Source organism: Stenotrophomonas sp. STEN083 (assembly GCF_056759195.1).
On sequence record NZ_JBRRCU010000021.1, the window covers coordinates 15,464 to 38,983 of the forward strand.

The 23,520-nt window shown below is 60.9% G+C and carries 17 protein-coding genes and 4 tRNA genes; all 21 read right to left on the minus strand.

Translation table 11 applies throughout. From position 1 onward, the window contains the following. Nucleotides 1-4: 4 nt before the first annotated feature. The 21 genes from rplC to ACVOK8_RS08710 all read right to left on the minus strand — a co-directional run bounded on the left by rplC (nucleotide 5) and on the right by ACVOK8_RS08710 (nucleotide 23,382). The gene (rplC, locus tag ACVOK8_RS08610) at nucleotides 5-655 is read right to left on the minus strand and encodes a 50S ribosomal protein L3 (RefSeq protein ID WP_057629588.1); all 651 of its coding nucleotides are present in this window, start codon (nucleotides 653-655) and stop codon (nucleotides 5-7) included. An 11-nt stretch (nucleotides 656-666) separates the two neighbouring features. After that, nucleotides 667-978 carry a 30S ribosomal protein S10 gene (rpsJ, locus tag ACVOK8_RS08615; RefSeq protein WP_010341589.1) on the minus strand — a complete coding sequence of 104 codons (312 nt, stop codon included), beginning with the start codon at nucleotides 976-978 and terminating at the stop codon, nucleotides 667-669. 1,097 nt (nucleotides 979-2,075) lie between these two features. Next, complete coding sequence (gene tuf / locus ACVOK8_RS08620; RefSeq protein ID WP_481566451.1) at nucleotides 2,076-3,266, minus strand: elongation factor Tu; 1,191 nt, start codon at nucleotides 3,264-3,266, stop codon at nucleotides 2,076-2,078. A gap of 50 nt (nucleotides 3,267-3,316) precedes the next feature. Next, on the minus strand, nucleotides 3,317-5,458 hold the full coding sequence (fusA, locus tag ACVOK8_RS08625; protein ID WP_481566452.1) for an elongation factor G: 2,142 nt from the start codon (nucleotides 5,456-5,458) through the stop codon (nucleotides 3,317-3,319). Nucleotides 5,459-5,594: 136 nt separating this feature from the next. Beyond that, the gene (gene rpsG, locus ACVOK8_RS08630) at nucleotides 5,595-6,062 is read right to left on the minus strand and encodes a 30S ribosomal protein S7 (RefSeq protein ID WP_057630019.1); all 468 of its coding nucleotides are present in this window, start codon (nucleotides 6,060-6,062) and stop codon (nucleotides 5,595-5,597) included. Between the two features lie 10 nt (nucleotides 6,063-6,072). Next, on the minus strand, nucleotides 6,073-6,447 hold the full coding sequence (gene rpsL, locus ACVOK8_RS08635; RefSeq protein WP_004145320.1) for a 30S ribosomal protein S12: 375 nt from the start codon (nucleotides 6,445-6,447) through the stop codon (nucleotides 6,073-6,075). Nucleotides 6,448-6,675: 228 nt separating this feature from the next. Next, complete coding sequence (rpoC, locus tag ACVOK8_RS08640; RefSeq protein WP_481566453.1) at nucleotides 6,676-10,899, minus strand: DNA-directed RNA polymerase subunit beta'; 4,224 nt, start codon at nucleotides 10,897-10,899, stop codon at nucleotides 6,676-6,678. 89 nt (nucleotides 10,900-10,988) lie between these two features. Further along, nucleotides 10,989-15,179 (minus strand): DNA-directed RNA polymerase subunit beta, encoded by a 4,191-nt coding sequence (rpoB, locus tag ACVOK8_RS08645; protein WP_481566454.1) that lies wholly within the window; start codon nucleotides 15,177-15,179, stop codon nucleotides 10,989-10,991. Nucleotides 15,180-15,492: 313 nt separating this feature from the next. Continuing rightward, nucleotides 15,493-15,858: a 50S ribosomal protein L7/L12 gene (gene rplL, locus ACVOK8_RS08650; protein WP_303749025.1), complete on the minus strand. Its 366-nt coding sequence runs from the start codon at nucleotides 15,856-15,858 to the stop codon at nucleotides 15,493-15,495. 63 nt (nucleotides 15,859-15,921) lie between these two features. Further along, nucleotides 15,922-16,458: a 50S ribosomal protein L10 gene (gene rplJ / locus ACVOK8_RS08655; RefSeq protein WP_481516756.1), complete on the minus strand. Its 537-nt coding sequence runs from the start codon at nucleotides 16,456-16,458 to the stop codon at nucleotides 15,922-15,924. A 465-nt stretch (nucleotides 16,459-16,923) separates the two neighbouring features. Further along, nucleotides 16,924-17,622 carry a 50S ribosomal protein L1 gene (gene rplA / locus ACVOK8_RS08660; protein WP_481516757.1) on the minus strand — a complete coding sequence of 233 codons (699 nt, stop codon included), beginning with the start codon at nucleotides 17,620-17,622 and terminating at the stop codon, nucleotides 16,924-16,926. Nucleotides 17,623-17,626: 4 nt separating this feature from the next. Then, the gene (gene rplK, locus ACVOK8_RS08665; RefSeq protein ID WP_057630030.1) at nucleotides 17,627-18,055 is read right to left on the minus strand and encodes a 50S ribosomal protein L11; all 429 of its coding nucleotides are present in this window, start codon (nucleotides 18,053-18,055) and stop codon (nucleotides 17,627-17,629) included. A 194-nt stretch (nucleotides 18,056-18,249) separates the two neighbouring features. Next, nucleotides 18,250-18,810, minus strand: a complete 561-nt coding sequence (gene nusG / locus ACVOK8_RS08670; RefSeq protein WP_481566455.1) for a transcription termination/antitermination protein NusG — start codon at nucleotides 18,808-18,810, stop codon at nucleotides 18,250-18,252. Between the two features lie 10 nt (nucleotides 18,811-18,820). Continuing rightward, complete coding sequence (gene secE, locus ACVOK8_RS08675; RefSeq protein ID WP_481530571.1) at nucleotides 18,821-19,231, minus strand: preprotein translocase subunit SecE; 411 nt, start codon at nucleotides 19,229-19,231, stop codon at nucleotides 18,821-18,823. 50 nt (nucleotides 19,232-19,281) lie between these two features. After that, a tRNA-Trp gene (locus ACVOK8_RS08680) sits at nucleotides 19,282-19,357 on the minus strand. A gap of 104 nt (nucleotides 19,358-19,461) precedes the next feature. Continuing rightward, on the minus strand, nucleotides 19,462-20,652 hold the full coding sequence (gene tuf, locus ACVOK8_RS08685; RefSeq protein ID WP_481566451.1) for an elongation factor Tu: 1,191 nt from the start codon (nucleotides 20,650-20,652) through the stop codon (nucleotides 19,462-19,464). A 49-nt stretch (nucleotides 20,653-20,701) separates the two neighbouring features. Next, a tRNA-Thr gene (locus ACVOK8_RS08690) sits at nucleotides 20,702-20,777 on the minus strand. A 38-nt stretch (nucleotides 20,778-20,815) separates the two neighbouring features. Next, a tRNA-Gly gene (locus ACVOK8_RS08695) sits at nucleotides 20,816-20,889 on the minus strand. A 28-nt stretch (nucleotides 20,890-20,917) separates the two neighbouring features. Further along, nucleotides 20,918-21,003, minus strand: a tRNA-Tyr gene (locus ACVOK8_RS08700). A 137-nt stretch (nucleotides 21,004-21,140) separates the two neighbouring features. Continuing rightward, a complete protein-coding gene (locus ACVOK8_RS08705; protein ID WP_481566456.1) occupies nucleotides 21,141-22,160 on the minus strand; it encodes an isoaspartyl peptidase/L-asparaginase family protein in 1,020 nt (339 codons plus the stop codon). A gap of 178 nt (nucleotides 22,161-22,338) precedes the next feature. Further along, nucleotides 22,339-23,382, minus strand: a complete 1,044-nt coding sequence (locus tag ACVOK8_RS08710; protein ID WP_481566457.1) for a cyanophycinase — start codon at nucleotides 23,380-23,382, stop codon at nucleotides 22,339-22,341. Between the last annotated feature and the right edge of the window lie 138 nt (nucleotides 23,383-23,520).

Genomic DNA, 23,520 nt, shown 5'->3' on the forward strand with positions numbered 1-23,520 from the left:
CTCCTTATGCCTTGCTAGCCGGACGCACGATCACGTCACCACCGGCTGCGCCAGGCACGGCGCCGCGGATGGCAATCAGACCACGCTCGACATCGACCTTGACCACTTCCAGATTCTGCGTGCTCTGCTGCACCGAACCCATGTGGCCGGACATCTTCTTGCCCGGGAAAACGCGACCCGGGGTCTGGCGCTGGCCCAAGGAACCCGGCGCGCGATGCGACAGCGAGTTACCGTGGGTTGCATCGCCCATACGGAAGTTGTAGCGCTTGATGGTGCCCTGGAAGCCCTTACCCTTGGTGACGCCCTGGACGTCAACCGTCTGGCCGACTTCAAAGATGTCTGCCTTGATTTCGCCACCGACGGCGAAATCGCCGATCTGTGCGTCTTCAACGCGGAATTCCCACAGGCCGCGACCGGCTTCAACCTTCGCCTTGGCGAGGTGACCAGCTTCCGGCTTGTTGACCAGTGCAGCGCGACGAGCGCCGACAGTCACCTGCACGGCGCTGTAGCCGTCGGTTTCGACGGTCTTGATCTGCGCGATGCGGTTCGGGGTGGCTTCAATCAGGGTCACTGGGATGGACTGGCCATCTTCAGTGAAAACGCGGCTCATGCCAGCCTTGCGGCCCACGAAGCCCAACGAATATTTCTTCGTCATGGTCGTAGTCCTTAGGTCAGCTTGATCTGAACGTCGACGCCGGCAGCCAGTTCGAGCTTCATCAGCGCGTCCACGGTCTTGTCGTTGGGGTCGACGATATCGAGCACGCGCTTGTGCGTGCGGGTCTCGTACTGGTCACGCGCGTCTTTGTCGACGTGCGGGGAGACGAGGATGGTGTAACGCTCGATCTTGGTGGGCAGAGGGATCGGGCCACGCACTTGCGCGCCGGTCCGCTTTGCCGTTTCAACGATCTCGCTGGCCGAACGGTCGATCAAACGATGATCAAACGCCTTCAACCGAATTCGGATCTTTTGGTCCGCCATGACGGTATTCCTATGGGTCTAAAGAGCGACAGGTTCGGCCCCTGAGTGTGCCGAACCCCATGAAAACGACGTTTAGCGCCGAAGCACTGCCCGTCGCGCGAATCCTTTCATAACAGCAGGGCGGCCCGGTTTCCCGGCCCGCCCCAGACTTGTTCAAACGCACAAAAAACACCCCGTTGAACGGAGTGCCTCCCATGCGACCTGTCCTTGTCTGGCGAATACGAGGCGCGTCCTGCTCCTCTTTTCGCTGGTTGCGGAATTCTCGTAAACGAGCCCTTCCGCGAGTGGTCGTGCATTCTGTCAGTATTCTTTTCCTATTGCAACTCACCCCTCTACCGAGGTATGGGGTACTTCAGCTGGCAGCAGGATTTACGGGGTTTTCCGCGTATAAGCGGGTTTTGGCCCTGGCAACTGCGCAACTGATCTGCGCGAACGCGGATATCCCGTCTAACTGCGGGATGAATGGCCGGATCGCAGGCGCGACAGCGGGAAGGCCGGGAAACTCGCGTAACGCTACTGCGCCGGAACCCTACCCCGCCTCAGGCCCAGCACCTGTGCTGGCCGAAGCCAGCCAGGCCCTGGACAGACCCGAATGTGAATGCGCCGCCTCCGCCACTTCCACTGGAGAACACCATTATCCATGCGGGCTGAGCCGAAGTAAAAATCCACCGCGACTGCGGTCTCGCCTATTCAGATTTTCCGAACTTTCCGCGAAAAGCCGCCCTCACCCCAACCCCTCTCCCGTAAACGGGAGAGGGGCCAGGATTGCGTGCGCTCGCAGTGCACCAGCAGTCGACGCACTGCGAGCCCCTCTCCCGTTTACGGGAAAGGGGTTGGGGTGAGGGGAAGCTTTTGACTTTCTGCTTTTGACCCCCGACTCCTAGCATCTGGCGTTTAGCCGATTGAAGCCTCGATCCGTCAAAGCTCATGACCCTTGAAGCTTTTGCCGGCGAAACCTCCCAGCCTCTGAAGCGTCAAGCAGAACCACCGCACGAAGCCCCAACTACGCCCCACCCCGCCCACAAGACAAACAAAAAAAGGGCGACCCGGAGGCCGCCCTTCTTCAACACCTTGCTTCGCGAGGAAGCGCAGCGTTATCAGGCAACGATCTTTGCAACCACGCCGGCGCCGACGGTACGGCCACCTTCACGGATTGCGAAGCGCAGGCCTTCGTCCATTGCCACCGGGTTGATCAGGGTGACGGTCATCTTGACGTTGTCGCCCGGCATCACCATCTCGACGCCTTCCGGCAGCTCGCAAGCGCCGGTGATGTCGGTGGTACGGAAGTAGAACTGCGGACGGTAGCCCTTGAAGAACGGGGTGTGACGGCCGCCTTCGTCCTTCGACAGAACGTAGACTTCGGCTTCGAACTGGGTGTGCGGCTTGATCGAACCCGGCTTGGCCAGAACCTGGCCACGCTCGACGTCGTCACGCTTGGTGCCGCGCAGCAGCAGACCGGCGTTGTCGCCTGCCTGACCCTGGTCGAGCAGCTTGCGGAACATTTCCACGCCGGTGACGGTGGTCTTCTGGACCGGACGGATACCGACGATTTCGATTTCTTCGCCGACCTTGATCACACCGCGCTCGATACGACCGGTCACCACGGTGCCGCGGCCCGAGATCGAGAACACGTCTTCCACCGGCATCAGGAACGGCTTGTCGACGTCACGCTCCGGGGTCGGGATCCAGCTGTCCAGTGCATCGACCAGCTTCAGGATGGCCGGCACGCCGATGTCGCTCTGGTCGCCTTCCAGCGCCATACGAGCCGAACCGTGCACGATCGGGGTGTCGTCGCCCGGGAAGTCATACTTGCTCAGCAGCTCGCGGACTTCCATTTCGACCAGTTCCAGCAGCTCGGCATCGTCAACCATGTCGGCCTTGTTCAGGAACACGACGATGTACGGCACGCCGACCTGACGCGACAGCAGGATGTGCTCGCGGGTCTGCGGCATCGGGCCGTCAGCAGCCGAACAGACCAGGATCGCGCCGTCCATCTGGGCAGCACCGGTGATCATGTTCTTGACGTAGTCAGCATGGCCCGGGCAATCCACGTGCGCGTAATGGCGCGAAGCGGATTCGTACTCGACGTGTGCGGTCGAGATCGTGATACCACGTGCCTTTTCTTCCGGCGCGGCATCGATCGAGGAGTAATCCTTGAACTCGCCGCCGAAGCGCTCTGCACCGATCTTGGTCAGTGCTGCGGTCAGGGTGGTCTTGCCATGATCGACGTGGCCGATGGTGCCGACGTTGACGTGCGGCTTGGTGCGCTCGAACTTACTCTTGGACATTGTTGTTCCTTAATTAGCTAAGACTTGGAAGGAGAGGCTGAGTCTGAGACTCAGCCCTTCTTGATGACGGTTTCGGCGATGTTGTTCGGCGCCGGCTCGTAATGGTCGAATTCCATCGTGAAGGTTGCGCGACCCTGGGTCTGCGAACGCAGCGCGGTGGCGTAACCGAACATTTCGCCCAGCGGGATCATCGCATTGATGATGCTGGCCGAGCCGTCACCGGTGGTGCCCGAACCCTGCAGAACGCCACGACGACGGCTTACGTCGCCCATCACGTCACCCTGGTATTCCTCCGGGGTCACGATCTCGACCTTCATGATCGGCTCCAGCAGAACCGGCTTGGCCTTGGCGAAGCCCTGCTTGAAGGCCATCGACGAAGCAAGCTTGAACGCCATTTCCGAGGAGTCAACGTCATGGTACGAGCCGAACACCAGCTTGACCTTGACATCCACCACCGGGAAGCCAGCCAGCGGACCGCTGGTGATGGTTTCGCGCAGGCCCTTTTCCACGGAAGGAATGAATTCCTTCGGGATCACGCCGCCGGTGATGTCGTTGATGAACAGGAAGTCATCCTTGATCGCCGCAGACAGCTTCGGATCGGCACGGTCTTCAGCGGTGATCGGCGACAGCTCGATCACGACGTGACCGTACTGACCCTTACCACCGGACTGCTTGGCGTGCTTGTAATCCGACTTGACGTCGGCCATCTGGATGGTTTCGCGGTAGGCCACCTGCGGCTTGCCGACGTTGGCTTCAACGTTGAACTCGCGCTTCATGCGGTCAACGATGATGTCCAGGTGCAGCTCGCCCATGCCGGAGATGATGGTCTGGCCGGATTCTTCGTCGGTCTTGACGCGGAACGACGGATCTTCCTGTGCCAGACGGCCCAGTGCCAGACCCATCTTTTCCTGGTCCGACTTGGTCTTCGGCTCGACAGCCATCGAGATCACCGGCTCCGGGAACACCATGCGCTCGAGCACGATCGGTGCTTCAAGCGAGCACAGCGTGTCACCGGTGGTGGTGTCCTTCAGGCCAACGGCAGCCGCGATGTCACCAGCCAACACTTCCTTGATTTCTTCGCGGTTGTTGGAGTGCATCTGCAGGATGCGGCCGATGCGCTCCTTCTTGTTCTTCACCGAGTTCAGCACGGTGTCGCCACCGTTCAGGGTGCCCGAGTAGACACGGAAGAAGGTCAGCGCGCCAACGAACGGATCGGTGATGATCTTGAACGCCAGCGACGAGAACGGAGCCTTGTCATCCGACTTGCGGGTCATCTCGATGGAGTCATCGTCAACGTCGGTGCCCTTCACGTCCGGCACGTCGATCGGCGACGGCAGCAGCTGGATCACGCCGTCAAGCATGGCCTGCACGCCCTTGTTCTTGAACGCCGAGCCACAGAACATCGGCACGATTTCCACGGCCAGCGTACGGGTACGCAGGGCCTGGATGATCTCGCCTTCGTTCAGCTCTTCGCCGCCCAGGTACTTTTCCATCAGCTCTTCGCTGGCTTCAGCCGCGGTTTCGATCATGAAGGTGCGGGCTTCTTCAGCCGCAGCCAGCATGTCGGCCGGAACGTCGTCGTACTCGAACTTCATGCCCTGCGAAGCCTCATCCCAATGGATGGCCTTCATCTTGAGCAGGTCGACCACGCCCTTGAAGCCTTCTTCAGCGCCGATCGGCAGCTGCATCGGCACGGCGACAGCGCCGAGCTTTGCCTTCAGCTGATCACGGACCTTCAGGAAGTTGGCACCGGTACGGTCCATCTTGTTGACGAACGCGATGCGCGGCACCTGGTAACGGTTGGCCTGGCGCCACACGGTCTCGGACTGCGGCTGCACGCCACCAACGGCGCACAGCACGAAGACCGCACCGTCGAGCACGCGCAGCGAGCGTTCGACTTCGATGGTGAAGTCAACGTGCCCGGGGGTGTCGATGATGTTGAAACGGTGCTCCGGCAGGGACTTGTCCATGCCCTTCCAGAACGCGGTGGTAGCAGCGGACTGGATCGTGATGCCACGTTCCTGCTCCTGCTCCATCCAGTCCATGGTGGCGGCGCCGTCATGCACTTCACCGAGCTTGTGGCTCTTGCCGGTGTAGAACAGGATGCGCTCGGACGTGGTGGTCTTGCCGGCATCGATGTGGGCCATGATGCCGAAGTTACGGTAACGCTCGATAGGAGTGGTGCGGGCCACGGGAGCCTCTCAATTTCTTGGAATTCGGATGGCCGAACGCCGCCTTGCGGCGGCCTTCGGATTTAAGCAGCGCTCAAAGCGCTACAAGCAGCACCAACATGGGTGCCAGGGGCCCTGTTTCCAAGGCCCCCACAACTCACCAGCGGTAGTGAGCGAAGGCCTTGTTCGCTTCCGCCATACGGTGGGTTTCTTCGCGCTTCTTGATGGCGCCGCCGCGGTTTTCCGAAGCGTCCAGCAGTTCAGCAGCCAGCTTGCGCGGCATGGTGTTCTCGCCGCGCTTACGCGCCGAGTCGATCAGCCAACGCATGGCCAGAGCCATCTTGCGCGAAGCGCGCACTTCGACCGGCACCTGATAGGTGGCACCACCGACGCGACGCGACTTCACTTCCACGCCCGGAGCAACGTTGTCCAGTGCCTTCTGCACCAGCTCGATTGCGTTCGGGTTCTTTTCGCTGATCACGTCCATGGCGCCATAGACGATCTTTTCAGCAACGGACTTCTTGCCGCTCAACATGACCATGTTGATGAAGCGGGCAATGGTTTCGCTCTTGTGCTTCGGATCCGGCAGGACCGAACGCTGGGGAGTATTACCTTTACGTGACATGTCTTATTCCTCAGGCCTTCGGACGCTTTGCGCCGTACTTGGAACGCGCCTGACGACGCTTGGCAACGCCGGCGGCATCGAGCGAGCCACGGACGGTGTGGTAACGCACACCCGGCAGATCCTTGACGCGACCGCCGCGGATCAGGACCACGGAGTGCTCCTGCAGGTTATGGCCTTCACCACCGATGTAGGAAATGACTTCTTCCTGGTTGGTCAGGCGAACCTTTGCAACCTTGCGCAGAGCCGAGTTCGGCTTCTTCGGGGTGGTGGTGTACACGCGCGTGCAGACGCCACGGCGCTGCGGGCACTTGTCGAGTGCCGGCGAGGCACTCTTGTAGGTGGTGGCTTGGCGCGGCTTGCGCACCAGCTGGTTGATCGTCGCCATCAGTAGGTTCTTCTGATTGGGGCCGTAAAAAACGGCCAGGATGCGGAAATTGTAAAGCAGGCCAAAATTTTGGCCTGCTGAGACAGACGATTGTAGCAACTTGTCAAGAGCCCAGTCAAACAAGCCCATGCCAAGCCAGCCCTGATCCAGAGCTGTTACAGGGGTATCTCCATATGCCCCGTTCAGGTCGAACTGCCGGTCCGCGAACGGACCGGCCGATCAAACTACTTACTCTTCACCAGTTGCCGGTTCAGCTTCCGGTGCCACGACCGCCGGTTCAGCGACCACGGCCGGACCGGCCAGGGTTGCGATTTCCGAATCGGTCAGACCCGACGCGTTACGGCGGCGCTGGGCGTGGTACGCAAGGCCGGTACCCGCCGGAATCAGGCGGCCGACGATCACGTTTTCCTTCAGACCACGCAGGCCGTCGGAGGTGCCGCGCACGGCAGCCTCGGTCAGCACGCGGGTGGTTTCCTGGAACGAAGCCGCCGAGATGAACGACTCGGTGGCCAGCGATGCCTTGGTGATACCCAGCAGCACCGGCTCGAAACGTGCCGGCAGCTCGTTACGGGCGATCAGCTTGGCGTTCTCCTCGATCACGCGCTGGCGCTCGGCCTGCTCGCCATTGAGGAACTTGCTGCTGCCCTGGTCAACGATTTCCACCTTGCGCAGCATCTGACGCGAGATCACTTCAATGTGCTTGTCGTTGATCTTCACGCCCTGCAGGCGGTAAACGTCCTGGATTTCCTTGACCAAGTAACGGGCCAGTTCTTCCACGCCCTTCAAGCGCAGGATGTCCTGCGGGCTCGGCTCGCCGTCCACCACGGTTTCACCGCGGGTCACGTGCTCACCTTCGAACACGATGATCTGACGGTACTTCGGAATCAGCTCTTCGTGCTCCGAACCATCGGTGTCCTTGATGATCAGGCGCTGCTTGCCCTTGGTGTCCTTGCCGAAGCTGATGATACCCGAACGCTCGGCCAGGATCGCCGGGTCCTTCGGCTTGCGGGCTTCGAACAAGTCGGCAACGCGCGGCAGACCACCGGTGATATCGCGGGTCTTCGAGGCTTCCTGCGGGATCTTGGCAACCACGTCGCCCACGCCTACCGGCGCGCCATCCTGCAGATTGACGATCGAGCGCGGCGGCAGCAGGTACTGTGCCGGCAGGTCGGTGCCCGGGATGGTCAGGTCATTGCCCTTGCCATCGACGATGCGGACCAGCGGACGCAGATCCTTGGCCTGCGAGCCACGACGCTTCGGATCGGTGATTTCGCGCGAGGCCAGACCGGTCAGTTCGTCGGTCTTCTCGATCACGGTCACGCCATCGATGAAGTCGATGAAGCGCACGAAACCAGCCACTTCCGACACGATCGGGTGGTTATGCGGATCCCAGTTGGCCACGGTCTGGCCAGCCTTGATTTCCGCACCGTCCTTGACGCCAATGCTGGCACCGTAGGGCAGCTTGTAACGCTCACGCTCACGACCATGCGGGTCGAGCACGGAGATTTCACCCGAACGCGAGACCGCAACCAGCGAACCGCTGGCCTGCTCGACGTGCTTCAGGTTGGAGAACTTCACCGAACCGGTGGTCTTGACGGTGATGTTGTCGACCGCAGCCGCACGCGATGCCGCACCACCGATGTGGAACGTACGCATGGTCAGCTGGGTACCCGGCTCACCGATTGACTGAGCGGCGATGACGCCGACCGCTTCACCGATGTTGACGATGTGGCCACGGGCCAGATCGCGGCCGTAGCACAGGCCACAGACACCAAACGAGGAGGCGCAGGTGATGGTCGAGCGGACCTTGATGGTCTGCACGCCAGCTTCTTCCAGCTTGTTCACCCACTGCTCGTCGAGCACGGTGTTGCGGGTCACGATCGGATCTTCGTCGTTGCCCGGCAGGAACACGTCCTCGGCCACAACGCGACCCAGCACGCGGTCCTTCAACGGCTCAACCACGTCGCCGCCTTCCACGATCGGAATCATGGTCAGGCCTTCGGAGGTGCCGCAATCGACTTCGGTGATCACCACGTCCTGTGCCACGTCGACCAGACGACGGGTCAGGTAACCCGAGTTCGCCGTCTTCAACGCGGTATCGGCCAGACCCTTACGGGCACCGTGGGTGGAGTTGAAGTACTCCTGCACGTTCAGGCCTTCACGGAAGTTCGCCTTGATGGGCGTCTCGATGATCGAGCCGTCCGGACGCGCCATCAGGCCACGCATACCGGCCAGCTGACGGATCTGCGCCTGGCTACCACGGGCACCGGAGTCGGCCATGATGTACAGCGAGTTCATCGACTTCTGGTCGACCAGCTCACCGTCGCTGCCGACGACCTTCTCGGTACCAATGGTTTCCATCATCGCCTTGGCGATGCGCTCATTGGTGCGCGACCAGATGTCGACCACCTTGTTGTAGCGCTCGCCAGCGGTGACCAGACCGGACTGGTACTGCTCCTGGATTTCCAGCACTTCGGCTTCGGCTTCGCCGAGGATGCCCTTCTTCTCGTCCGGGATCAGCATGTCGTCGATGCCGATCGACACGCCAGCGCGGGTTGCGTAAGCGTAGCCGGTGTACATCAGTTTGTCGGCGAACACCACGGTGTCCTTCAGACCCAGCAGACGGTAGCTCTGGTTGATCAGGCGCGAGATGTTCTTTTTGGTCATCTCGGTGTTGCACAGCTCGAACGGCAGGCCTTCCGGCATGATCTCGCTCAGCAGTGCGCGGCCGACGGTGGTGTCGACGATCGAGGTCTTCTTGACCTTGTTGCCGTCTTCGTCACGCTCGACCTGCACGATACGCACCTTGACGCGGGCGTGCAGCTCAACCAGACGGTTGTCGTAGGCACGCTTCACTTCGTCGGTGTTCGCGAACACCATGCCCTCGCCCTGCTTGTTCACCAGCGAGCGCGCCATGTAGTACAGGCCCAACACGACGTCCTGCGACGGCACGATGATCGGCTCGCCGTTGGCCGGCGACAGGATGTTGTTGGTGGACATCATCAGCGCACGCGCTTCCAGCTGGGCTTCCAGCGAGAGCGGCACGTGGACGGCCATCTGGTCACCGTCGAAGTCGGCGTTGAATGCGGTACAGACCAGAGGATGCAGCTGGATGGCCTTGCCTTCGATCAACAGCGGTTCGAACGCCTGGATGCCCAGACGGTGCAGGGTCGGCGCACGGTTCAGCAGCACCGGATGTTCGCGGATGACTTCTTCCAGGACGTCCCAGACTTCGCCTTCTTCGCGCTCGACCAGCTTCTTGGCAGCCTTGATGGTGGTAGCCAGGCCACGACGCTGCAGCTTGGCGAACACGAAGGGCTTGAACAGCTCAAGCGCCATCTTCTTCGGCAGGCCGCACTGGTGCAGCTTCAGGTACGGACCCACGGTGATCACCGAACGGCCCGAGTAATCGACGCGCTTGCCCAGCAGGTTCTGACGGAAGCGACCCTGCTTACCCTTGATCATGTCGGCCAGCGACTTGAGCGGGCGCTTGTTGGTGCCGGTGATGGCACGGCCGCGACGGCCGTTGTCCAACAGGGCGTCGACCGACTCCTGCAGCATGCGCTTTTCGTTGCGCACGATGATGTCCGGAGCGTTGAGCTCCAGCAGGCGGCGCAGACGGTTGTTACGGTTGATGACGCGGCGGTAAAGATCGTTCAGATCCGAGGTCGCGAAGCGGCCACCGTCCAGCGGTACCAGCGGGCGCAGATCCGGCGGCAGCACCGGCAGCACGGTCATCACCATCCACTCCGGGCGGTTGCCCGACTCGAGGAAGGCTTCGACCAGCTTGATGCGCTTGGTCAGACGCTTGAGCTTGGTTTCCGAACCGGTCGAGGCAATTTCCTCGCGCAGGCGGACCATTTCGGCCTGCAGGTCGATGGTGCGCAGCAATTCGTACACGGCCTCGGCGCCCATGGCGGCGTCGAAGTCATCGCCGTGTTCCTGGCGTGCCTGCAGGTACTGTTCTTCGGTCAGCAGCTGACGGCGCTCCAGGGCGGTCAGGCCCGGCTCGGTCACCACGTAGGCTTCGAAGTACAGCACGCGCTCGATGTCACGCAGGGTCATGTCCAGCATCAGGCCGATGCGCGACGGCAGCGACTTGAGGAACCAGATGTGCGCGACCGGCGATGCCAGGTCGATGTGGGCCATGCGCTCGCGACGCACCTTGGCCAGGGTGACTTCGGTGCCGCACTTTTCGCAGACGACGCCGCGGTGCTTCATGCGCTTGTACTTGCCGCACAGGCACTCGTAGTCCTTGACCGGTCCGAAGATGGCGGCGCAGAACAGGCCGTCACGTTCCGGCTTGAAGGTACGGTAGTTGATCGTTTCCGGCTTCTTCACTTCGCCGAAGGACCACGAACGGATCAGGTCCGGCGAGGCCAGCGCGATCTTGATCGCGTCGAAGTCCAGCGTCTGGCGCTGCTGGTTGAAGAGGTTGAGCAGGTCTTTCATGGTGTTCTCCGAAAGGAGGAAATCTGTGTCGATGGGCTGTCAGTCAGTGCTGGCGGGGCTTATGCATCACTGCAGCAGCGCCTGCGCAATCAACCGCCTTCCAGTTCCATGTTGATGGCCAGCGAGCGGATTTCCTTCACCAAAACGTTGAAGGATTCCGGCATGCCCGCGACCATCTCGTGCTCACCGTCGACGATGTTCTTGTACATCTGGTTACGGCCCTGTACGTCATCGGACTTCACCGTCAGCATTTCCTGCAGGGTGTAGGCCGCGCCGTAGGCTTCCAGTGCCCAGACTTCCATTTCACCGAAGCGCTGACCACCGAACTGCGCCTTACCACCCAGCGGCTGCTGGGTAACAAGCGAGTACGGACCGGTCGAACGGGCATGCATCTTGTCGTCGACCAAGTGGTTCAACTTCAGGTAATGCATGTAGCCGACCGTGGTCTTGCGATCGAAGGCTTCGCCGGTGCGGCCGTCATACAGCTGCATCTGCGTCTTGCTGGCGTTGAAGCCCAGACGAGCGGTTTCCGGTGCTTCATCCGGGTAAGCCAGATTCAGCATCTCGCGGATTTCTTCTTCCGCTGCACCGTCGAACACCGGGGTTGCCATCGGCACGCCGTCGGTCAGGTTCTTGGCCAGGTTCAGCAGTTCTTCGTCGCTGAACTGGGACAGGTCCACGCGCTGCTCGGAAATGGCCGAGTCATGGTTGTAGATCTTGCCCAGGAACTCACGCAGCTCGCTGACCGCACGCTGCTGTTCCAGCATGCCCTGGATGCGCTTGCCCAGGCCCTTTGCGGCCCAGCCCAAGTGCACTTCCAGAATCTGGCCGATGTTCATACGCGACGGCACGCCCAGCGGGTTCAAGCAGATGTCCACGGTGTTGCCGTCAGCCATGTACGGCATGTCTTCGACCGGCACCACGTTGGAGACCACACCCTTGTTACCGTGGCGGCCTGCCATCTTGTCACCCGGCTGGATGCGACGCTTCACGGCCAGGAACACCTTGACCATCTTCAGCACGCCCGGTGCCAGATCGTCGCCCTGGGTGATCTTGCCGCGCTTGTCGGCGAAGCGACGCTCGAATTCCTTCTCGTGAGCCTGGATCTGCATCTGGGCACGTTCGATGGCATCGGATGCGTCGTCGTCCTTCATGCGCAGGGTGAACCAGTCGGACTTCTTCAGACCGTCCAAGAACGCATCGGTGATCACGTCACCCTTCTTCAGGCTGGCGCCGCCGTTGGCAACCTTGCCCACGAGCTGCGAACGCAGACGTGCGTAGATGGCGCCTTCCAGGATGCGGAACTGGTCGTCGAAGTCCTTCTTGACGCGCTTGATCTCGTTTTCCTCGATCTGGCGGGCGCGCTTGTCCTTCTCGATGCCGTCGCGGGTAAAGACCTGCACGTCGATGACGGTGCCGTCCATGCCCGGCGGAACGCGCAGCGAGCTGTCCTTAACGTCGGAAGCCTTCTCGCCGAAGATCGCGCGCAGCAGCTTCTCTTCCGGGGTCAGCTGGCTCTCGCCCTTCGGCGTGACCTTGCCAACCATGATGTCGCCGGAGCGAACTTCCGCACCGATGTACACCACGCCGGATTCGTCCAGACGATTCAGGGCCTGCTCGGACACGTTCGGGATATCGGCGGAAATTTCCTCCGGCCCCAACTTGGTGTCACGCGCAACGCAGGTCAGTTCTTCGATGTGGATCGTGGTGTAACGATCCTCTTCCACCACACGCTCGGACAGCAGGATGGAGTCTTCGAAGTTGTAACCGTTCCACGGCATGAAGGCGATCAGCATGTTCTGACCCAGCGCCAGTTCACCGATATCGGTGGACGGGCCATCGGCCAGCACGTCGCCGCGCGCGATCACGTCACCCACGTTCACCAGCGGACGCTGGTTGATACAGGTGTTCTGGTTCGAACGGGTGTACTTGATCAGGTTGTAGATATCCACGCCGGCATCTGCCGGATCGGTGATCTCGTTCTCGTTGGCCTTGACCACGATGCGGCCGGCGTCGATCTGCACGATCTCGCCACCACGCAGTGCGTTCACGGTCACACCGGAGTCACGTGCCACGGCACGTTCGATACCGGTACCCACCAGCGGCTTCTGCGCACGCAGGGTCGGCACGGCCTGACGCTGCATGTTGGCGCCCATCAGTGCGCGGTTTGCGTCATCGTGCTCCAGGAACGGAACCAGTGCCGCAGCGACCGACACGGTCTGCATCGGCGAGACGTCCATGAAGTGGACTTCTGCCGGCGGCTTGAGCAGCGACTCACCCTGGAAGCGGCACGGTACGAACTGCTCGGTGAGCATGTTCTTGGCATCGGTCAGGGCGTTGGCCTGGGCGATGACGTACTCGTTTTCTTCGATGGCCGACAGGAACTCGATCTCGTCGGAGACCTTGCCGTCATGCACCTTGCGGTACGGGGTTTCCAGGAAGCCGTACTTGTTGGTACGTGCGAACACGGCCAGCGAGTTGATCAGGCCGATGTTCGGGCCTTCCGGCGTTTCAATGGTGCAGACGCGGCCGTAATGGGTCGGGTGCACGTCGCGCACTTCGAAGCCAGCGCGTTCGCGGGTCAGACCGCCCGGGCCAAGTGCCGAGACGCGACGCTTGTGCGTCACTTCGGACAGCGGGTTGTTCTGATCCATGAACTGCGACAGCTGTGAGGAGCCGAAGAATTCCTTGATCGCGGCAGCAACCGGCTTGGCGTTGATCAGTTCCTGCGGGGTCAAGCCTTCCGACTCGGCCATCGACAGGCGCTCCTTGACCGCGCGCTCGACGCGGACCAGGCCCACGCGGAACACGTTCTCGGCCATTTCACCGACCGAACGCACGCGACGGTTGCCCAGGTGATCGATGTCATCGACCACGCCACGACCGTTGCGGATCTCGGTCAGCACCTTGATCACGTCAAGGATGTCCGAACCTTCGCCGTGTGCGGCGACCAGGCGCTTGGATTCCTCGTCGTTGCGCTCGCCGAAGTACTTGCGGTCGTACAACACCGACTCACCGGTGACTTCCTTGCGGCCGACACGACGGTTGAACTTCATGCGGCCAACCGTGGACAGGTCGTAGCGCTCGAAGGTGAAGAACAGGTTGTGGAACAGGTTCTGCGCGGCGTCCTTGGTCGGCGGCTCGCCCGGACGCATCATGCGATAGATTTCGACCAGCGCTTCGAGCTGGGTCTTGGTGCCATCGATGCGCAGGGTGTTGGACAGGTACGGGCCACGATCCAGGTCGTTCACCCACAGCGTGCCCACTGCATCAACGCCCGCCTTGCGGAAGTTCTGCAGCTGCTCATCGCTGATTTCGTCATTGGCCTGGGCCAGCAACTCACCGGTATTGGCATCAACCACGTCATGCGACAGGATGCGGCCGACGATGTAATCGTCCGGCACGGCCAGGGCAGCAATGCCCGACGCCTGCAGCTGCTTGATGTGGCGCGCGGTGATGCGCTTGCCTGCTTCCACGATGACCTTGTCGCCGTCAGCCAGGTCGAAGTTCAGCGTTTCGCCGCGCAGACGCTCCGGCACCAGCTCCAGCTGCACGCCTTCGTCCGGGTTGATGTGGAAGGTGTTGACCTCGAAGAACTCGGCCAGCATCTCTTCGTTGTTGTAGCCCAGCGCACGCAGCAGCACCGACACCGGCAACTTGCGGCGGCGATCGATACGGGTGAACAGTGCGTCCTTCGGGTCGAACTCGAAGTCCAACCAGGAACCGCGGTACGGAATGATGCGGGCGCTGTACAGCAGCTTGCCCGAGCTGTGGGTCTTGCCACGATCGTGGTCGAAGAAAACGCCCGGCGAACGGTGCAACTGCGACACGATGACGCGCTCGGTACCGTTGACGATGAAGGTGCCGTTGCCAGTCATCAATGGGATTTCGCCCAGATAGACTTCCTGCTCCTTCACATACTTGATCGCCTTGGTGGACGACTCGCGGTCGTAGATGACCAGGCGCACGGTGACGCGCAGCGGCGCGCCGTAGCTCATGCCACGCTGACGGCACTCGCGCTCGTCAAACACCGGGTCGCCCAGCTTGTAGCCGACGTATTCCAGGGCAGCATTGCCGCTGTAGCTGGAAATCGGGAACACCGATTTCAGCGCAGCATGCAGGCCGTGGTCGGAGCGCTTGGCCGGGTCGATGTTTTCCTGCAGGAATTCGCGGTACGAATCAACCTGGATCGCGAGCAGGAACGGCACCTCGAGGATCGAGCGCTGCTTGCCGAAATCTTTGCGGATGCGCTTTTTTTCGGTGTACGAATAGGACGTCATGAGGTCTTCCACCTTGTTGTGCGAGCCGTGCGTCCACGACCCGTAAGGAAATCTTGAAATTGTCAGTTGGAAGTCGCTGGTATTGCCGGCACCAGCACGCCTTCTATTGCTACTTCCAACTGCCAACTCGCTTGTATCGGCTGCGGGTCACCCCATCGTCTGGAGCGCAGCGCCTGACACTTGCCACGTTGGTCTTTCTATTGCCTGCCAGGCACGCCCGGCATTACAACGGTTTGAAACGACCAAAGGCCGGGGGCTTTACGCCCCCAGCCTTGGCTGCATCGCCGTGAATCGATGACGATGCAAGAACTGATTACTTCAGCTCGACGGTCGCGCCGGCGGCTTCCAGTTCCTTCTTGAACTTGTCAGCGTCTTCCTTCGAAGCGCCTTCCTTCACGACGCCGCCGGCTTCAGCCAGGTCCTTCGCTTCCTTCAGGCCCAGGCCGGTGATGGCGCGGACAGCCTTAATCACTTCGACCTTCTTGGCGCCGGCATCCTTCAGGATGACGTTGAATTCGGTCTGCTCTTCAACAACAGCAGCCGGGCCAGCAGCAGCAACTGCAACCGGGGCAGCAGCCGAGACGCCGAACTTCTCTTCGATGGCCTTGACCAGCTCCATCACTTCCATCAGGGACTTTTCGGCGATCGCGTCGACGATCTGATCGTTGGTAAGGGACATTTTGATTACCTTTTAAAAATATTCTGGATTGAGGTTCCGTGCGGAACCACGTGGACGTCGAGCTTAGACGGCTTCAGCTTCAGCGGCCGGCTCGGCAGCTTCCGCTGCACCGCCTTCCTGCTTTTCACCGATAGCCTTGATGGCGCGGGCGAACATGGTGACCGGCTCGGTCAGGACGCGGGCCAACATGGCCAGTGCCTGATCACGGGTCGGCAACGATGCCAGCACGTCGACGTGGCTGGCCGGGAAAACTTCCCCGCCGATTGCCACGACTTTCGCCTTCAGCTTGTCGTTACCCTTGGCTGCATCCTTGATCAGGCGACCGGCTGCGCCGGGCTCCTCAAGCGAAAACGCATACAGCAGCGGACCAACCATCTGGTCTTTTGCAACTGCGAAATCGGTGCCTTCAACGGCGCGCGAGGCCAGCGTGTTCTTGACAACTTTCAAGAAAACACCGGTTTCGCGGGCCTGCTTACGCATCGCGGTCATTTGAGCGACCGTGGTGCCAGCGTATTCGGCTGCGATCAAGGAGTGAGCCTTGGCGGCGATGTCTGCCAGCTCGGCGACTACTTCTTGCTTCTGGGACAGATTGAGAGCCATTGCACTCCTCCGTTTAAGCGGGAATCGGTGATCCGGGATCAACGCAAGCGGGTTTCCACGCTGGTAAATCTCGAACTTCCAATCTCCACTTCAAACATATTCCGCTTACGGCTCCTAGCCGTGTGCGGTCCTGGGCGGCATCCGTCCTGGACGCCGGGAGCATCGGGTGATGCTCCGGTGGTGGCCGTTCTAGAGCTGGAGTGTGCAGACCTGGGTAAACCCAGACGTACGTGAACCAGAAAAATCCAGAAGGGCGGCACCATCTACGCAGGGTGATTCGAGAACGAATCGATTAAGCGACCTCGCTGTATCGGCGGCGACTCCCTGCCAAATCGAGCTTCCGTGCCCGTCGCCGATATGCGCTGACCGCGCCTGCGGTCTTTGACGGCTCCACGCAGGTCACCCTGCGCGACGCCTTCAAAATGACGGCCTCGGCACCAAAGGTACCGAGGCCGCTTTAAACAATTACTTCAGGGTCAGCGAGGACTGGTCAACAGTCACGCCCGGGCCCATCGTCGAGCTGACCGAAACCTTCTGCAGGTACAGGCCCTTCGAGGTAGCCGGCTTGGCCTTGATCAGATCCACCAGCAGTGCCTGCAGGTTCGACTGCAGCGCGCCGTTTTCGAAGCTGGCCTTGCCGATGGTGCAGTGGATGATGCCGGCCTTGTCAGTGCGGTAACGCACCTGACCCGACTTGGCATTCTTGACGGCTTCGCCCGGGTTGGCCGAAACAGTGCCGACCTTCGGGTTCGGCATCAAGCCACGCGGACCCAGCAGGGTGCCCAGCTTACCGACAACGCGCATCGCGTCCGGGGTAGCAATGACGACGTCATAGTTCAGATCGCCGGCCTGCATCTTCTCAGCCAGGTCGTCCATGCCGACGGCTTCGGCGCCAGCGGCCAGGGCTTCGTCAGCCTTGGCACCGGCCGGAGCGAACACGGCAACGCGGACCGACTTGCCGGTACCGGCCGGCAGCACGGTGGAACCGCGCACCTGCTGGTCGGACTTCTTGGCGTCCACGCCAAGACGCACAGCAACGTCGATCGACTCGACGAACTTGGCCTTGGTGGCGGTCTTCAGGATGTTGATTGCGTCCTCGAAGGCATACGCCTTGCCCGGGACAACGGCGGCCTTGATGGCCTTCTCACGCTTATTCAGTGCCATCAGATTAACCCTCTACCACCAAGCCCATGGAACGGGCAGAGCCCGCAATCGTACGCACGGCGGCGTCAAGGCTGGCAGCCGTCAGATCGGGCTCCTTCGCCTTACAGATTTCTTCCAGCTGCGCACGCGTCACCTTGCCCACCTTGTCGGTGTTCGGCTTCTTCGAGCCCGAAGAAATGCCAGCGGCCTTCTTCAGCAGCGTGGTCGCCGGGGTGCTCTTGGTGATGAAGGTGAACGTACGGTCCGAATAGGCCGTGATGATCACCGGCACCGGCAGACCCGGCTCGAGCTTCTGCGTTGCGGCGTTGAACGCCTTGCAGAATTCCATGATGTTCAGGCCGCGCTGACCCAGCGCAGGACCGACCGGCGGCGAGGGATTGGCCTGGCCGGCCTTTACCTGCAGCTTGATATAACCAACTACTTTCTTTGCCATTGAAGTGCTCTCCGGGTGCTAGCGCCTTGCGACAACAGGCTCCCCATCGGACCGGGAATCACGCGTCCCGGCATCGCGTTATGAAATCGCACCAAAGGCCACCTCGCGGCAGCCCTTGATTTGCTCCCGCATTGGGGAGCCGAAAATTGTAGCAGCTTTTTGCGACGCCACCTGAACAGGCGGCGAGCAGTGCCTCAGATCGCTTTCTCGACCTGGCCGAACTCGAGTTCGACCGGGGTGGCGCGACCGAAAATCAGCACCGAGACGCGCACGCGGCTCTTTTCGTAGTTGACTTCTTCGACGACGCCGTTGAAATCGTTGAACGGGCCTTCGGTGACACGGACCATCTGACCCGGCTCGAACAGCACCTTCGGACGCGGCTTCTCGACACCTTCCTGAACACGATTCAGGATTGCAGCGGCTTCGCTGTCCTGGATCGGCAGAGGACGGTCAGCGGTGCCACCGATGAAACCCATGACCTTCGGGGTTTCTTTCACCAAGTGCCAGCTTTCATTGTCGATGCGCGGTATACCGGCTTCTTCGTGAGTCTCGATCTGTACCAGCACGTAACCCGGGAAGAACTTACGCTCGGAGCGGCGCTTCTGGCCTGCGCGCATTTCCACCACTTCTTCAGTGGGGACCAGCACATCACCAAAAAGATCCTGCATCTCGTCACGCGCGATGCGATCACGCAGCGCCTGCGCAACCGATTTCTCAAAACCTGAATAGGCGTGAACGACGTACCAACGCTTCACAGATATCTCCTTAACGACCCAAGAACCACTGGGTCAGCTTCTGGATCACGAAATCAAAGCCACCCAATAGCAGGCTCAGCACGATCACCACCACAACCACCACCCACGTCATGCGGATAGCTTCCTGGCGGGTCGGCCACACAACCTTGCGCAGCTCGAAACGGGATTCAGAAAGGAACTCAATTGTCTGACGACCCTTCGTGGTCAGCATGAACACTGCACCACCAGCCACCAGACCCAAAACCACTGCCAGCGCACGCCACTGACCGGCCCACGCGCCCAGCTGGGCAGCACGCGGCTGATCGGCAAACCAGAACCAGACAAACAAACCCGCCAGCACCAACAGCGCAGCGCCGACGTACTTGACGATATCACCACCCGATGAAGCGGCGGACTTGGAATGTTCGATCTTGCTGTTCATCCGACTCTTGTAGCTGGTGCGACCAAGGTCACTGGATAGAGAGTTGCAAGTGGCACGCCAGGAGGGACTCGAACCCCCAACCTGCGGTTTTGGAGACCGCTGCTCTGCCAATTGAGCTACTGGCGTATGACTTGACTATTGCACATCACCTTAGACGGCGAAGGCGGACCGAGTTACCCGGCCCGCCTTTCGCGCAACCAACAGCGTTTACTGCTGGCGCTACAGGCTTATTAAGCGACGATCTTAGCAACCACGCCGGCGCCGACGGTACGGCCACCTTCACGGATTGCGAAGCGCAGGCCTTCGTCCATTGCCACCGGGTTGATCAGGGTGACGGTCATCTTGACGTTGTCGCCCGGCATCACCATCTCGACGCCTTCCGGCAGCTCGCAAGCGCCGGTGATGTCGGTGGTACGGAAGTAGAACTGCGGACGGTAGCCCTTGAAGAACGGGGTGTGACGGCCGCCTTCGTCCTTCGACAGAACGTAGACTTCGGCTTCGAACTGGGTGTGCGGCTTGATCGAACCCGGCTTGGCCAGAACCTGGCCACGCTCGACGTCGTCACGCTTGGTGCCGCGCAGCAGCAGACCGGCGTTGTCGCCTGCCTGACCCTGGTCGAGCAGCTTGCGGAACATTTCCACGCCGGTGACGGTGGTCTTCTGGACCGGACGGATACCGACGATTTCGATTTCTTCGCCGACCTTGATCACACCGCGCTCGATACGACCGGTCACCACGGTGCCGCGGCCCGAGATCGAGAACACGTCTTCCACCGGCATCAGGAACGGCTTGTCGACGTCACGCTCCGGGGTCGGGATCCAGCTGTCCAGTGCATCGACCAGCTTCAGGATGGCCGGCACGCCGATGTCGCTCTGGTCGCCTTCCAGCGCCATACGAGCCGAACCGTGCACGATCGGGGTGTCGTCGCCCGGGAAGTCATACTTGCTCAGCAGCTCGCGGACTTCCATTTCGACCAGTTCCAGCAGCTCGGCATCGTCAACCATGTCGGCCTTGTTCAGGAACACGACGATGTACGGCACGCCGACCTGACGCGACAGCAGGATGTGCTCGCGGGTCTGCGGCATCGGGCCGTCAGCAGCCGAACAGACCAGGATCGCGCCGTCCATCTGGGCAGCACCGGTGATCATGTTCTTGACGTAGTCAGCATGGCCCGGGCAATCCACGTGGGCGTAGTGACGCGAAGCAGATTCGTACTCAACGTGCGCGGTCGAGATCGTGATACCACGAGCCTTTTCTTCCGGCGCGGCATCGATCGAGGAGTAATCCTTGAACTCGCCACCGAAGCGCTCTGCACCGATCTTGGTCAGCGCGGCAGTCAGCGTGGTCTTGCCATGATCGACGTGGCCGATGGTGCCGACGTTGACGTGCGGCTTGGTACGCTCGAACTTGCTCTTGGACATGGCTGCTTCTTCTCGGTAACAGGGTTAGTTGTGCACTATCTGCGAAAGATGGTGCTCACGAAAGGAATCGAACCTTCGACCTCCTCCTTACCAAGGAGGTGCTCTACCGACTGAGCTACGTGAGCGAGTTGTCTATTATGCCGTGTTTTTTCGTTTCGTTCAATGGAGCGGGAGACGGGAATCGAACCCGCACCATTAGCTTGGAAGGCTAAGGTTCTACCGTTGAACTACTCCCGCACCGGGAAAACACGTCACAACATAAAACTGGTGGAGGGAGGTGGATTCGAACCACCGAAGGCGTAAGCCAGCAGATTTACAGTCTGCCCCCGTTGGCCGCTTGGGTATCCCTCCATTCCACTCCCTTGTCGAGGACCGCGGCCTTGCCGGTCAGGGGTGGGTGAGCTCGCTATTTTGGTGATCAGCGCCGATGCTGTCAACAGAAATCTTCACATTCGGTGAAATTTCTTTTTCTGCACCGGCGGTGCCGATCACTCGCCGGGCATCTTAATCTTTTCGTCGGCAAAAATCGCCACGTGCGGCACACCATCTGCACCAATCCAACCGCGATACATGCCTTCGGTGTTGAACGGAAATGCAGCCTTGCCATCCGCAGACAGAACGATACCGCCACCATCACCGCCGAGCTCAGGGATGCGCTTGACGATCACTTCATCGCCCGCCTGTGCGGGCGTTTCCTTCAAGTACTTCATACGCGCACAGATCTCATGCGCGACGGACAGGCGAATGTAGTACTCACCCCAGCCGGTACCTGATACCGCGCACTGGTCGCTGGCATACGTACCCGCACCGATGATCGGCGAATCGCCAACACGTCCATAGCGCTTGTTGGTCATGCCGCCCGTGGAAGTACCCGCGGCGAGCTTGCCCTGGCTGTCCAGCGCAACCGCACCGACGGTGCCGAAATGCTTGGCGGTTTCCAGATCGACATGCGCCTGCCCCGCCGCCTCTTCCTTCAATGCACGCTGCAGCTGTTCCCAGCGCTTCTCGGTGCGGAAGTAAGACGGATCCACCAGTTCGACCTTCTGCTCTGCGGCAAACATCTCCGCACCCTGCCCCACCATCATCACGTGCGGGGAATGCTCCATCACCGCGCGCGACAGCAGGATCGGGTTCTTGACGGTGTGTACACCGGCGACAGCACCGGCGCGCAGCGTGGCGCCATCCATCAACGAGGCATCCAACTCATTCTTGCCGTCATGGGTGAACACCGCGCCCCGCCCTGCATTGAAGGTCGGATCGTTCTCCAGCACGGTGATCGCGGCAGTCACTGCATCCAGCGCAGACTTGCCAGCAGCCAAGGCCTGATGGCCTTGGCGCAACGCCTCGGTCAACGCCGCGCGTGCTGCACGCTCCTCTGCAGCGCTGAAATCCTTGCGCTCCACGCCTGCCCCGCCATGGATGACCAACAAGGGAGAGACCTCGGCTGCCGCGACGCCCCCCGAGGACAGCGACGCCAGGCCCAGCAATACTGCAGAAGTCAGCTTCATGTTTCTTCACTCCCGAATTGAACCCCGATTCTAGGCAGGTGCCAGCCACTCTGAACAGTTACCAAAGTCGCCTGCGCTTCTTCCTGGCACCAGCCGAGCCCACCCCTCGCCTGTAGCAGCCACTCCCAAGGGCAACAAAAAAGGGGCCGAAGCCCCTTTGTCTGTTGACCGCGAGCACTCAGTTGGGATGCAGCTCCAGCTCGCCGTCGACGACACTGGCCATCGCAGTGAAGGCAGCGTTGTCGACCTTGAACCCATCCAGCTGCAGACGACTGCCCGCCCCCACGCCAGTCACGGGAATGGAACTGAACTCCAAGGGCTCACCATTGCTCAGGCGATCTGCCGTGTGCCGCGGCATCACCAGCCACGCATAGCCATCAACCAGCGAGTACACCCGGCCACGGCCATCCGCCTCCACGCACAAGGCGGTGTCCTCATCGACGCCGATGCCGACGATATCGTCCTGGCCTTTTTCCTGCGCGGCGCGCGCGACAAACACAATCAACCGCCCCAGACGATCGCGCTTGGCGAAGTGGGTATCGGTCACTACGTTGGACAGGTAGGGCATGGTCAGGAAATCCCGGTCCATGGTCACCTTGCTCCCCATCGGGTCGCTCAATGCGGCCGGTGAATTGACACTACCCCCATCCAGCGCGCCATAGGCGTAGCCGCCGAGGATGGCCAGGCCAGCACTGGTACCGCCGATCGGCTTACCGGCACGGACATGCTCATTGAGCAGATTATTGAGCTCGGTGCCCTTCCAGAAGCGGATGTAGCGCGACTGGTCACCGCCGGCGATGAAGATCGCGTCCGCGCCACGCACCACCCGCAGCACGGCCGGATCATCGGCCGCCTTGCGGCTGTCGAACACCAGCGTCTGCACTGCAGTGACGCCACCGATGTCGTAGTACAGCTCTTTCTGCATGTTGTCGTCACCAGAGGCGCGCAGGATCACCACGCGGCCGTGCCCGGCACGCTCAACCCACCAGTGGAATGCCTCTGGCACCCAGTCGCCGCCGCCCATCAACATCATGGCCGCTTCGGTCTTGCCCGGGCGCGGCGCATCGAGATCACCTACTTCGTAATAGTGGTAACCAGCAGCGCTTATGCCACGCGAATCCTCGGCGTGAAGCACGCCTGCCGTGGCGAAAGCAGCCACGACCAAAGCCAGCCGCCCCAACCAGGAACTCTTACGTTTCATAACAACCTCAATCTGATGCATGTAACCGCTTACAGCTGTAATGCCAGACTTTTCGGCAGTGGTCAAGCGTGTAAAAAAGGTGTTAGATGATGTGGACCCATTCACATTACAGACAGGGTTGGCCGGCATTCCCCTACATGCCGACAGGATAAATCCGGA